The sequence below is a fragment of the Tenacibaculum sp. Mcav3-52 genome, assembly GCF_022347665.1.
GTDB classification, from domain to species: domain Bacteria; phylum Bacteroidota; class Bacteroidia; order Flavobacteriales; family Flavobacteriaceae; genus Polaribacter; species Polaribacter mesophilus.
Map to the genome: position 1 here is coordinate 428,099 of NZ_JAKRGE010000001.1, position 12,859 is coordinate 440,957.

Genomic DNA, 12,859 nt, shown 5'->3' on the forward strand with positions numbered 1-12,859 from the left:
TTAAATACTTTCTAAAGATTGTACCGTTTTTACTGTTTCTTTTTTAAACCTTGCAAGTGGGTTTTTTAATACTCCTTCTAACTTTAGACTTTCTATCGGATTAGCTAAACTGAGCATTTGCTTGGTATTACTTAACTGCAACCTGTTCAAACAACAGCGATCAAATTCTTTAACAAATAAATCGTATTGCTTATATTTTTCTGAAAACTCAGGATGTTGTTCTTGATATTCATACACACAATCTGCCACTAATTGCCAAAAATTATCCTCTGAAAAACTTGAATAACAATCTAACTGTTGAGCCATAAAACGGAAGAAGCAATCAAACACATCAGTAAAAATTGAAAGCACTTTCATTTTATCTGAAGTCTTAACAAACAGTCTTTTAGCATGCTCAGGTAAGTACATTGTTTCGTTAAAAACAATAACCTCTTCTGTAATATCTTTCATTAACACATGCACTGGTGTATTTTCTTCTAGCACTAGAATTAGGTTTTCTCCATGTGGCATAAACACAAATTCGTACTTATAAAAACAGTGTAATAAAGGTGCTAAATAGGCTTTTAAATAACGTTGAATCCAGGTAGTTGTGTCATAAGGTGAAGCTTCTATTAAAGCCGCTAACAATGATTTGTCTTGGTAATCTATATGCAATAAAGCAGCCATCGTAAACACGCGTTGATTAGAGCTTATTTTTGTAAACGGGCTCTCACGCCACAAAGCTGATAACATTTTGTTATGCGGATTCGTTTTTCCTAAAGTTTCATAATAATGATTGTGATACCCCGCTGTTGCCACTTCTCCTAACATGGTAAACCCATTGTTTTGTAGGTAAATGTCATCTGCTAACAAATCTGTTATCCATTGAGTAATATGCGGCGTACTTTGCATGTAATATGGAGAAAGTCCACGCATAAAGCCCATGTTTAAAATAGACAGAGCTGTTTTTGTGTATAACTTTTCTGGATGTGACGCATTAAAAAGTGTTCTAATAGATTGCTGCGCAGAGAATTCATCATCACTTTCTCCTACTAAGATGATATTTTTTTGAGCAATATCTGCTCCAAAAACAGCTACAATTTTGTTTTTCCATTGCCATGGATGCACAGGCATAAAAATGTAATTTTCAGTAGCTACATTTTGCTTCTTTACAACTTCTTTAAATGATGCTAATTTTTCTTTTCCTAATTCGCTCTCTAAAAGTTTTTCATACTCATAATTTTTAACAGCCGTGTAGGTAGCATATTTTTTATGAGCTGCTATCCATAAAAGTTTAAACGGTTGATTGCTTTCTGGTGCATATTTTTGATAATCTTTAATATTGAATCCTATTCTCCCATTGTTCGCTACAAAACAGGGGTGACCTTCAGTCATCGCGTGTTCAATTTCTTGAAAGGTTTTTTCAGCTAATTCATTGGCTGAAAATTTCTCGTTAACATACTTATATGCTGCTCCTGAAAGTGTACTTGTTATTTCCTCTAAATAAGTTGCTAAAAACTCATCAGGAATACCAAGAGTATTTTGAAACTCTGTTATAAAATGTAGTGCATCTAAATAAACTTCATTCGATATATTATTTTTTTTAATAATGCTTTTTTCATCAACCAACCAATGATCGAGAGCATACTTTTTTGCTTTAAATTGATACGTGAACTCATTATTATCTGAGGTAATCAGGTATATACAGCCATCTGTTTCTTCTAAAATAAACTCAGGAGTTAAAATAAGCTCATGTGAAAATTCACTGATTGCTTTTTTTATTAATTGACGATTTACAAAACTCCATACCTTTGGTTGTAAATGGGCTATATTATTTGTCATGTTGTTCTAGTTTAATTAAAGCTGATTGATACGTCTCTCTTGTACAAAAAGCTAAGGCTGCTTTTTTATGAGGTAACTCAATTTCTTTTTGGTATTTAAAACCAGCTTTTTTATTTAGCGTATGAATTTTTTCATTATTCACATCGGGTTCTACAACAATTCTTTCCACTTGTGGTAAACTGAAAAAATAATCGATAATAGTTGAAAACACATGCCATGTAAACTGTGGTATTCTTTTTTCTACAGGCGCTACTAAAACATGCATACCATAATCATTTTCTTGTACATCGTAATAGTCTGCTATGTTATCTTTTGAAGCTTTGTAACGCTCCATTAAAAACACTGGGGTACTCCCTATCATTCCTACATAACTATAATGATGCGGATTATTTTCTATTTCTTGGTATTCAGCATGTACTTCTTCTACAGACTTATTTAACATTCCCCAGTATTTTGCATAGGGTTGAGTTACCCAACGATGTAACATTGGTGTATCTGTTTCTAATTGAAATGGACGAATGTTGATTACCCCCAATCCAATAATTTCTTTACTAAATATTTTTTGATACGTTTGAACCATAATTATACTTCTTGGTTTTTAAATACCGCTATTGGGTTTTTTAACTTTCCTGCAAATTGGAGTAGGGCAACAGGGTCATCTAAATCAATCATTTGTTTATGATTATTTAATTGCAACCTATTTAAACACGAAAGTTTAAAATCTTCAGCAAATAAATCATACTGTTTAAACTTGCCTGACAGTTCAGGAAACTGCTCTTGATATTCATGAATATTTTCTGCTACGAGTTCCCAAAAACGATGCTCTCCATAATTCGCATGTTTTTCTAAAATTGGGGCTAAAAAGCGAAAGAACCCATCAAACATATCTGTAAATATGGATAGTAACTTGACATCTTCTGGTACTGGCGCATACATTCTTTTTAACTCTTCTGGTAGCTCAACTTCAGGATTTAAAATACATGCTTCTTCTGTAATATCCTTTAGTAAAGCATATACAGGAATGTTATTTTCTAATACCAAAATAATGTTTTCCCCATGTGGCATAAACACTAAATCGTAATAGTAAAAACAGTGTAACATTGGGCTTAAGTACGCTTTTAAATAGCTACGTAACCAATTATCTATTGAAATACCTGAGTCTTTAATCATTTCCGGCAACAATGCTTTTCCATAATGATCTATATGTAATAATGCTGCCATCGTTAGTGGTTTTTGGTTTTCTTTAACCACAGAATATGGACTTTCTCTCCATAATGAAGCTAGCATTTTATTGTAATCGTTATGTGGTCCAAACTCTTCAAAATATGGATTCACATAGCTAACCGAACCTATTTCACTTAACATTCTAAATCCGTTTGTCTTTATATAAGCATCGTTATATAATAGGTTTTCTAACCAAACTGCCATTTTTGGAGCTGTTCCTAAGTAGTATAAAGGCAATCCTCTCATAAAGCCCATGTTTAAAATAGATAATGCCGATTTGGTATAAAATTTCTGCGGATTGCTTATATTGAATAACGTTCTAATTGATTGTTGTGCTAAGTATTGATCTGGTCCGTATCCTAAGCAAATTAAATCTCCTTTGGCTACTTCTGAAGCAAAAATTGTAGCTAGTTTGTTAAACCATTGCCATGGATGAACAGGTATAAACAAGTAGTCTTTTGGACTGAAGCCTTTTTCTTCAATTATTTTGTTGAATTGTGCTATGGTATCAACATCTAATTCCTGATGTATTAGGCTTTCATAAGGCAATGCTTCTATCGCTGAAAAAACTGCTTTTAACTTATGTCCTGCCAACCATAATAACGAAAAAGAATTTCCCGCTTCTGGTGCATAAGAACGATAATCGCTGCTGTCAAACCCTATTCTACCATTATTTGCTACAAACCCCGGATGCCCTTCGGTCATAGATTGTTCTATCGTTTGAAAATCGGCCGTTGCTAATTCTTCTACAGTAGGGTTTCCTTTGGTAATTTTAAATGCACTTCCGTATAGTGTACTTATAACTTCTTCTAAATACACAGGCATTTTTTCATCAGCAATCCCTAACGCTTTTCTAAATTCTTTTATAAATGTAATTGCATCAATTTCTTCTTCAACTTCTTTTATATATTTTCTTATGGAGTTTTCATCAATCATCAAATGATTCAAAGCCATTGGTTTTGCTTTAAACTCATATTGAATTTCTGTGTCATCTGCATAAACTTTATACAGTTTATATCCGTTATCTACTTCTTGAATTATTACTGGTTGTATTAATAGTTCATGCGAAAACTCACACAATGCTTTTTTCACTAGTAATAAGTTGGCTTTTTGCCACACTTTTGGTTGTATATGTTGTGTTGATTGTTGTGGAGAAACCACATTATCTAAGGTATTCATGGCACTTCTTTTAAATGGTGAAAAGGATTGGATTTTTTGTTGGTAATTGGTCTTGGTTAAAAATGCTAATTGTGCTGTTTTGTTAGGAAGTTCTATCACCTTTCCCAGTTGAAAACCTATGCGTTGACACAGCGCAAACATTTTTTTGTTTCGAATATCTGGCTCTACTACTATTCTGTTAATAGTTGGGTTTGTAAAAACAAAATCCATAATTGCTCGAAACATAAACCACGTAAAGTTTGGTGTTTTAGTGATTTTTGGCGGTGCTACAATAATATGTACACCACAATCGGATATTTTAGCTTTATAAAAACCATTAATAATATCTAATTGCGGGTTGTAACGTTCTACTATAAATGCCGGTTCGCCATTAAACATTCCTACAAAAACATCGTAATGTTCTGGGGCTATGAGTTGGGTATATTCTTCTTCAACTTCTTTTACTGTTGCGTTTTGCATCCCCCAAAAAACAGCATATTCTTGAGTTACCCATTGCTGTAAAAAAACACTGTCTTTTTTTATTTGAAAAGGACGAATGGTTATTGTTCCTAAACCTTTATACTCTTTTGAAAAAACTATGGCATCAGTTGTTATCATAATTTAGGTTTTAGCTAGTTGTTTATGTACTTTTCTTACCGATTTAAATACAATAAAGTACAAGACCAATGTGAGTGTAAATCCGCCTAATGCAATAATAAAAGGCATTCGTAAATCGAAACTATCGACTATAACTCCTACATTTAAAGAAGCTAGTAATACGCCTAAGTTTTGGAAGAAATGTATTTTACTATAATCAACCGAGTATGATTCTGGCGTGCTTAATTCAAATAATAAAATGTCGAATTTCACAACTCCTTGAAAAATTGCCCAGCCATAAATAATTCGCCCTAAAACAACCACTGATTCATTGGGTATTCCTTGTAGCGTAAGTCCAATTAACCCTATAAACAAGGCATTTATAATTCCTTCATGCCCTTTTGATTTTCGCTTATTATTAATCCACAAGGCTACTAAGGCTACAAAGCCCGGGATAGCGTATATAGTACCTGAAACCAATTTGCTTTTGTACGTTGAAAAACTTTCCCAATATGATGAAAAGAAAGGCCTAATTAAAAAGTCGCTGAAGTATAATATCAACGTAATTAGTCCTAATTTCAAGATAAATCCTTTCGGAATTATCTTTTTATCAGTAGCGGTAGATTCTTCTGAAATGATTAAATCGGTAGCATACTTTTTACTTTTTAATAAATAACCACTCATAACCATTTGAATAAAATCTCCTGCTGCCATTATTAAAAAAATGCTACTTGGGTTTATATAATCTACCGTTATACCTCCAAGCACAGCTCCTAAAATACCTCCTAAATGTACCACTACTGAAAGCAATCCGATTGTACTTGGATGTTCTTCTTTTGTAATGATTTTTAAAATGTACGGATATACCAGTAAATAACTTCCTTTAAATAGTACCATGATAAGAGATACTACCCAAAAATTAATGTACGATGTAGTGTAGTAACAATACAATGCTAATACGCCTGCAACTGCTTGGGTGTACACTAGAATATTTAATTCTGATATTTTTTTAGAAATATATGCCCAAAATGGAAATGCAATCATTACCATAAAACAGATGGCTGCAAAGTAATATCCTACATTTTTAGGGTTTGTCATTCCAAAACGAAGCTCAAAAAATTGTGGATAAAATGGATGCAGTAAATAATCACTTACTACTGCAACCAACGTCATTACTATTAAAAATGTTTTTAACTTCATACCTTTATGCAAAGACATTGAGTTCTATTTCTTCCTCTTGTGTAACCTCAAACTGCTGAAATGCTATCTTTTGCTCAATAGGATAATGCTCTACTCCTGTTATTTCTTTGATTATATAAGAATTTCTGTAAGCAGCCATCCCTAAATCTGGTGTAACAAATCCATGTGTATATAATTCTACATTTTGAACAAAAATTTCATTATGATTTTCATCAATTGAATAGTTACGCTGTACATCAAATCGATTTTTAACATCCCATAGAATTCTATTTGAAATTCCTTCAATAAACTCTGGTAATTTATATTCATATCCTGTAGCAAGGACAAGTCCATCTGTTTCATGTTCAAAATATTTGTCTTGTTCTACTTGGTGAAGTTCTAGTTTAATGCCTTCATCTGATACCTTGGTAGTTTTCAATTCAGAGTTAGTACGTAATGAAACTTTTAATGGTTCTTTTGATAGGACTCTTTTTGCGTATAATGTATCGTGAATAGCTCCTATTAAATCTTGATTTATCCCTTTGTATAAATGCTTTTGATTTTTAATGAGTGCATCTCTTTTGGATGCTGGTAAGTTGTAAAAGTAATCTACATACTCTGGAGAAGTCATTTCTAATGTTAGCTTAGCATACTCTAAAGGAAAGAAACGTGGTGAGCGGGTAATCCAATTCAATTCATATCCTTTAGTATCTATTTCTTGTAATAAATCAAAAAATATTTCAGCAGCACTTTGTCCGCTTCCCAATACTGTTATCCTTTTTTTATTTTGTAGTTGCTCTTTGTTAGGTAAGTATTGTGATGAATGAACAGCAGCATCTTTTAGCTTTTTACAACAAGCAGGAATGTAAGGTTGTGTTCCTGTTCCTAGAACCAGTTTTTTTGCTTTATAAATTTTAATTTCTTGTGTTTTTGTGCAAACACTAGTAACTACATAAATGCCGTCTTTTTGATCGTAGTCTATATTCGTTACTTCTGTATTAAAATATATATTAGAAAGTTTACTAATTACCCACTGACAATAATGATTGTATTCGTTTCTAAGTAATAAGAAATTTTCTCGTATGTAAAAAGAATATATTCTGCCCTGTTCTTTAATATAATTTAAAAAACTAAAAGGATTTGTAGGATCAGCAAGAGTTACTAGATCTGCCATGAAAGGAACTTGTAAAGTTGTATCTTCTAATAACATTCCTGGATGCCAATCAAATTTTTCTTTTTTATCAAGAAACACTCCATTTAAATCTTCAATTGGTTCTGATAAGCAAGCTAAACCTAAGTTAAAAGGTCCTACACCTATGGCTATAAAATCAACTGTATTATTCTTCATTTTTTCTAGTTTGTTATTTTGTATTGTTCTCCTGTAGTTTGAATCATTTCTATAATGTATAGGAGATTGTTAATTGTATTTTTAGGGTTTAGTAGCGTAAATTTTAGATATATGTTACCATTTAATTTGGTACTTGCTATGGATGCTTTTCCTGCTTTGTATAAAGTGTTCTTTATATATAAATTTATAGCATCATGAATCCTGTTCTCTTTAATACCTTGTGCTTTATACCTAAATACTAGTGTGCTTAATTCTGGTTCATGTACAGTTTCAAAACAGTCTTTATCTTTAATTTCTAAGTATACATTTTTAGCTAGGTAATGTACTTCTTCTAAGTAGTTAGCAATTGTTTTTGTTCCTAGAGTTTTTAAAGTTAACCAAACTTTTAAGGCATCGAAACGACGTGTCGTTTGAATAGATTTTTCTATAAGATTTGGTCTTTGAGAATCTTTCTCTTCAATAGGGTTTAAATAATCTGCATAATATGATACGTACTTAAAATATTGTTTATTATTTACCAAAAAAGCACTACAACTTACTGGTTGAAACAGAGTTTTATGAAAATCAACCGTTATTGAATTAACCATTTCAATACCATTAAAATATTCTTTATGCGTGTTCGTTAGTGCATAGGCTCCTCCATATGCTCCATCTGCATGTAGCCACATTTGATTTTCTTTAGCAATTTTCCCTATGATTTTAATTGAATCAAAACTACCGTAATCGGTAGTTCCTAATGTAGCTACTATTGCAATTGGAATATTATCTTCTTGTTTTGTTTTTTCTATAGCCAAGACTAACTCGTTAGTATCCATTTGCATTCTTTCATCTACTCTTACTGGAATAACAGAATCATATCCCATACCTAAAAGAGCTGCACTCTTTTGAATACTAAAGTGGGCTTTTTCAGAACAAAAAATTCTAAACTTACTTATTTCATTACTCCACCCATGTTGCTTAATGTTTATGCCAAAATGTTTGAAAGCATAATCGTCTCTGGCCATTAACATTGCCATAAAGTTAGACTGTGTTCCTCCACTTGTGAATACTCCATCTGAATTATCAGACATATTAAATACTTTTGAAGTCCATTGAATTACTTCTTCTTCTATAAAAGTTGCCGAAGTACTCTGATCCCATGTTTCAACGGCTGTATTAATTGTAGTTGCAATCATTTCTGCTACAATAGAAGGGAGTGTAATTGGACAATTTAGGTGTGCTACATAAGTTGGATTGTGAAAAGCAATAGCATTTTTTATATATAAATTGTTTAGCTCTTCTAAAACACTATCTATCGCTTGTGTTTCCTCAATATTTATTAGCTTAGCTTGTTCTTTGTTTTTTAGAATTTCTGCAAGCTCATCTCCTTTATAAAAAGTTCTGTTAGATAAAAACCGCTCTATATAAGAAAATGTTTTTTGAATGTATTCTTCATATAACTTTACAGACTCATCACTAAACAAATAACTATTTAATGACAATTCTTTTAATGAAGGGGGAGTTTTTAGAATCATTTATTTTTATTTAGTCTTAATAATTTGAAGCAAAAATATATTTAGACCAAACAAATTAAATGACGCAAATGGAATTTAAAATGACGTAAGTGGTATATTTTATAAAAAGAAAGCGCAGTATTTAGTGTACACTAAATACTGCGCTTTAAAAATTTTATTCTTTTGTTCTTAACTCTCTGGAGCTAACTCAACTTCTAAACCATCTAAATCTGGGGTCATTTGTATTTGACACCCTAATCGGCTATTATCTTCTACATAAAAAGCCTCTGCTAACATTGCTTCTTCATCATCTCCCATTTCTGGCAATTCATGATCTGATTTTACATAGCATTGACAAGAAGCACACATTGCCATTCCACCACAAATTCCAATAGTTCCTTCAGGAGCTAATTCGTACGAACGAACCACTTCCATCAAATTCATTGCCATATCTGTGGGTGCTTGTATCTCATGCGTTACCCCGTCACGATCAGTAATTTTTATAGTAATATCTTGTTCCATTTTATTTTACAGGTTCATTTTTTTTCGAAGTGTTTTTGCTCTTTTATCTTCTCCATCATGTGTCCAACCGGGTGAGTTAAAGATATAATTTAGCTTATCACTCCATGTATCAGCTCTTTTAACATCCTTCCAAATTGCAGCATATTCATGAGTAGCCACTTTTACTGGATTAAACGTTTCAATATTTACGGTTAATCCATATACTGGTTTATCAATTTCTTTTAATTCTTCAGAGAAAGTACCAAAGATACGATCCCAAATAATTAAAATTCCTGCATGATTACAATCTAAATAACGAATATTAGATGCGTGATGTACTCTATGATGTGATGGTGTATTGAAAATTAATTCAATAGGCTTCGGAAGTTTATCTACCAATTCTGTATGCACAAAAAACTGATAAATTAAACTGATTCCCATCATAGTAAACATCATTAATGGATCAAATCCTAATAAAGGAATCCACATCCAAAAGAAAAATTTATGGATACGTTCACCGACTCCTTGACGCAATGCTGTTCCTAAATTCATATGCACCGATGAATGATGTGGTACATGACCTGCCCAAAACAAACGTACTTCGTGATTTAATCGGTGAAACCAGTAATAAGCAAAATCATCAGCCAATAACAATAAAATCCATGCCCACCATTGACGTTGAGCTATACCTTTTAACGGACTCATCTCATACAAATAGAAAAACGCTATGAAGGCTAAAATTTTCGGAATAAACTCAACAATAGCAGAAAATACCATCATTAGCATTGATACTCCAGTGTCTTTACCATGGTATTTTTCTTTTGCTATTCGGTATTCTACCAACATGCAAATGAAAAATACAGGTAAGGCGAAATACAATAATTTATCTTCTGATAACTGCTGTATATATTCAGTTAATGTCATGCTTAATTAATCGCTTTAACTACTGCTTTTGGGGCTTCTTTTCTAGTACCATCAAATCCATCAACACCACCTACCGTCGTATACTTCATCACATATTTTTTATCTGGATGAATACGTTTGTAAGCACTCTGGCACATTAAGGTTGCTTCATGGAATCCGCATAGAATTAATTTTAACTTTCCTGGATATGTATTTACATCTCCAATTGCATAAATTCCTTCTACATTTGTTTGATAGTCTAATGCATTATTTACTTTTATGGCATTCTTCTCAATTTCTAATCCCCAATTTGCAATAGGGCCTAATTTTGGAGACAATCCAAATAACGGAATAAAATGTTCACAAGGTAATGTAAATGGTTCTTTATCTTTTTGCTCTACTACTACGCCTTCTACCTTTTCTTCTCCTACAATACCTTTAACTTCTGCTGGTGTAATTAACATTAGTTTACCTTCATTTTTTAACTCTTGTACTTTATCAACAGAGTCTAAAGCTCCACGGAATTCATTTCTTCTGTGAATTAACGTTACAGATTTTGCCACATCTGTTAAGAAGATAGACCAATCTAAAGCAGAGTCTCCTCCTCCAGCAATTACCACGTTTTTGTCACGATAAATTTCTGGTTCTTTAATCATGTATTCTACTCCTTTGTCTTCAAAATCTGCAATATTAGGAATCGGTGGTTTACGTGGTTCAAAGCTTCCTAAGCCTCCTGCAATTGCTACTACGGGTGCTTGGTGCTTTGTTCCTTTATTGGTAGTTACAATAAACGTTCCGTCTTCTTGCTTTTCAATAGTATCAGCACGTTCACCTAGTGTAAAACCTGGTTCAAATTGTTTAATTTGTTCCATTAATTTATCGGTTAAATCACCTGCTAAAATTTCTGGATATGCTGGAATATCGTAAATTGGCTTTTTGGGATAAATTTCTGAACATTGCCCTCCTGGTTGCGGTAAGGCATCAATTAAATGGCAACGTAATTTTAACAACCCTGCTTCAAAAACAGTAAAAAGCCCAGTAGGCCCTGCTCCAATAATAAGTATATCTGTATTTATCATTTTGTAACAAAATTTTCTTTTTATATTGAGATTCCCACCTTAAAAATAAGGCAGGAATTGTATGTGTTAATAATTGAAAGGCCTGTTTAAGTGTTACTTATTGTATAAAAAAATAAGTAAAGGAAACGCTTAAAACTCAAAAATATGATACTTTTGTTAATCAAAACCTGATATAAATCAGGTTATTCAACATTAATTACCTCTTTAATTTCTGGTGCGTATTTTTTTATTGTTGCCTCTACTCCATTTTTCAGAGTCATTTGATTAACAGAACATCCACTACAAGCTCCTTCTAATTGTACTTTTACTGTACTGTTTTCTATAGATAATAATTTTATATTACCTCCATCACTTACTAAAAAAGGGCGGATTTCTTCCAACGCTTTTTCTACGTTATTTCTTATGTCTTCTGTTGCCATAACTGCTTATTTTGAGCTACAACCACTCATAGTAGTAATTCGTACTACTTCTGTTGGTGGTAAGTTTGCATTTCTTTTTAATAGTTGCGAAACCATTTCTTTAGTTACCTCTGTAAAAGCTTCTGCTAGTGGTGTATTTTCTTGTAACGCTACTGGGTGTCCAACATCACCTGCTTCTCGTATGCTTTGTACTAATGGTATTTCTCCTAAGAAACTAGTTTCAATATCTTCTGCTAAATTTTTAGCACCTCCTTCTCCAAAAATATAATATTTATTGTTAGGAAGTTCTGCTGGTGTAAAATACGCCATATTTTCAACGATACCTAATACTGGTACGTTAATACTTTCTTGTTTAAACATTGCCACTCCTTTTTTAGCATCTGCTAAGGCAATGTTTTGAGGTGTACTTACCACGACCGCACCGTTAATTGGTACTGCTTGCACTATTGATAAATGTACATCTCCTGTTCCTGGAGGTAAATCTATTAATAAGAAATCTAACTCTCCCCAATCTGCATCAAAAATTAATTGATTTAACGCTTTTGAAGCCATTGGTCCACGCCAAATCACTGCCTGACTTGGATCTGTAAAGAAACCTAATGATAATAGTTTTACTCCATAACTTTCAATCGGCTTCATTTTTGAACGCCCATTTACGTTTACCGCTAATGGTTTTTCTCTTTCTACATCAAACATTAAGTGCTGTGATGGTCCATAAACATCGGCATCTAACACTCCTACTTTAAAGCCCATTTTTGCTAATGAAACTGCCATGTTTGAGGTAATGGTAGATTTTCCTACTCCACCTTTACCTGAAGCTATAGCTATGATATTTTGAATATTGGGAATTTCTTTCCCTCTAATTTGATTTGGATTTTCTTTTTGTTGAACTTCCACCTTCACATTCACTTTTACATCGATTTTTTGATCAACGTGTTGGTGAATTGCTTTCATTATCTCAACTTCTACCTTCTTTTTTGCTTGTAATGATGGATTTGAAATAGTAACATCTACAATAACCTCATTTCCAAATGTAACTACATTTGTTATTTTTTCGTTTTCTACTAAACTTTTACCTTCTCCTGGTGCCGTTATGGTTTCTAACGCTTTGTATATATCTTGTTTTTTAAAACTCAT

General features: G+C 32.6%; 11 protein-coding genes. All 11 read right to left on the reverse strand.

The window, feature by feature from the left end; genetic code table 11:
- Nucleotides 1–1,821 (reverse strand): IucA/IucC family protein, encoded by a 1,821-nt coding sequence (locus tag MHM83_RS02005; RefSeq protein ID WP_159611087.1) that lies wholly within the window; start codon nt 1,819–1,821, stop codon nt 1–3.
- The gene (locus MHM83_RS02010; RefSeq protein WP_159611090.1) at nt 1,811–2,401 is read right to left on the reverse strand and encodes a GNAT family N-acetyltransferase; all 591 of its coding nucleotides are present in this window, start codon (nt 2,399–2,401) and stop codon (nt 1,811–1,813) included. The genes MHM83_RS02005 and MHM83_RS02010 overlap by 11 nt, the downstream gene beginning before the upstream one ends.
- A 2-nt stretch (nt 2,402–2,403) precedes the next feature.
- Entirely contained in the window at nt 2,404–4,821 is a 2,418-nt protein-coding gene (locus MHM83_RS02015) for a GNAT family N-acetyltransferase (RefSeq protein WP_239178254.1), read from the reverse strand.
- A 3-nt stretch (nt 4,822–4,824) separates the two neighbouring features.
- On the reverse strand, nt 4,825–6,018 hold the full coding sequence (locus tag MHM83_RS02020; protein WP_239178255.1) for an MFS transporter: 1,194 nt from the start codon (nt 6,016–6,018) through the stop codon (nt 4,825–4,827).
- The gene (locus MHM83_RS02025) at nt 6,005–7,327 is read right to left on the reverse strand and encodes a lysine N(6)-hydroxylase/L-ornithine N(5)-oxygenase family protein (protein ID WP_239178256.1); all 1,323 of its coding nucleotides are present in this window, start codon (nt 7,325–7,327) and stop codon (nt 6,005–6,007) included. The genes MHM83_RS02020 and MHM83_RS02025 overlap by 14 nt, the downstream gene beginning before the upstream one ends.
- Before the next feature lie 5 nt (nt 7,328–7,332).
- On the reverse strand, nt 7,333–8,841 hold the full coding sequence (locus MHM83_RS02030) for a pyridoxal phosphate-dependent decarboxylase family protein (protein WP_239178257.1): 1,509 nt from the start codon (nt 8,839–8,841) through the stop codon (nt 7,333–7,335).
- Between the two features lie 168 nt (nt 8,842–9,009).
- On the reverse strand, nt 9,010–9,342 hold the full coding sequence (locus MHM83_RS02035) for a 2Fe-2S iron-sulfur cluster-binding protein (RefSeq protein ID WP_073182284.1): 333 nt from the start codon (nt 9,340–9,342) through the stop codon (nt 9,010–9,012).
- A gap of 6 nt (nt 9,343–9,348) precedes the next feature.
- Nucleotides 9,349–10,245 (reverse strand): sterol desaturase family protein, encoded by an 897-nt coding sequence (locus MHM83_RS02040; RefSeq protein ID WP_239178258.1) that lies wholly within the window; start codon nt 10,243–10,245, stop codon nt 9,349–9,351.
- Nucleotides 10,246–10,247: 2 nt separating this feature from the next.
- Nucleotides 10,248–11,303 carry an NAD(P)/FAD-dependent oxidoreductase gene (locus MHM83_RS02045; protein ID WP_239178259.1) on the reverse strand — a complete coding sequence of 352 codons (1,056 nt, stop codon included), beginning with the start codon at nt 11,301–11,303 and terminating at the stop codon, nt 10,248–10,250.
- Between the two features lie 182 nt (nt 11,304–11,485).
- A complete protein-coding gene (locus tag MHM83_RS02050) occupies nt 11,486–11,722 on the reverse strand; it encodes a NifU family protein (RefSeq protein ID WP_047787951.1) in 237 nt (78 codons plus the stop codon).
- A gap of 6 nt (nt 11,723–11,728) precedes the next feature.
- Nucleotides 11,729–12,859 (reverse strand): Mrp/NBP35 family ATP-binding protein, encoded by a 1,131-nt coding sequence (locus MHM83_RS02055; protein WP_239178260.1) that lies wholly within the window; start codon nt 12,857–12,859, stop codon nt 11,729–11,731.

What these genes read in the sequence shown, in the direction of transcription:
- MHM83_RS02005 (WP_159611087.1), bottom strand. Translation starts at nt 1,821, where the DNA reads ATGACAAATAATATAGCCCATTTACAACCAAAGGTATGGAGTTTTGTA.
- MHM83_RS02035 (WP_073182284.1), bottom strand. Translation starts at nt 9,342, where the DNA reads ATGGAACAAGATATTACTATAAAAATTACTGATCGTGACGGGGTAACG.
- MHM83_RS02040 (WP_239178258.1), bottom strand. Translation starts at nt 10,245, where the DNA reads ATGACATTAACTGAATATATACAGCAGTTATCAGAAGATAAATTATTG.
- MHM83_RS02045 (WP_239178259.1), bottom strand. Translation starts at nt 11,303, where the DNA reads ATGATAAATACAGATATACTTATTATTGGAGCAGGGCCTACTGGGCTT.
- MHM83_RS02050 (WP_047787951.1), bottom strand. Translation starts at nt 11,722, where the DNA reads ATGGCAACAGAAGACATAAGAAATAACGTAGAAAAAGCGTTGGAAGAA.
- MHM83_RS02055 (WP_239178260.1), bottom strand. Translation starts at nt 12,859, where the DNA reads ATGAGTTTTAAAAAACAAGATATATACAAAGCGTTAGAAACCATAACG.
- MHM83_RS02010 (WP_159611090.1), bottom strand. Translation starts at nt 2,401, where the DNA reads ATGGTTCAAACGTATCAAAAAATATTTAGTAAAGAAATTATTGGATTG.
- MHM83_RS02020 (WP_239178255.1), bottom strand. Translation starts at nt 6,018, where the DNA reads ATGTCTTTGCATAAAGGTATGAAGTTAAAAACATTTTTAATAGTAATG.
- MHM83_RS02025 (WP_239178256.1), bottom strand. Translation starts at nt 7,327, where the DNA reads ATGAAGAATAATACAGTTGATTTTATAGCCATAGGTGTAGGACCTTTT.
- MHM83_RS02015 (WP_239178254.1), bottom strand. Translation starts at nt 4,821, where the DNA reads ATGATAACAACTGATGCCATAGTTTTTTCAAAAGAGTATAAAGGTTTA.
- MHM83_RS02030 (WP_239178257.1), bottom strand. Translation starts at nt 8,841, where the DNA reads ATGATTCTAAAAACTCCCCCTTCATTAAAAGAATTGTCATTAAATAGT.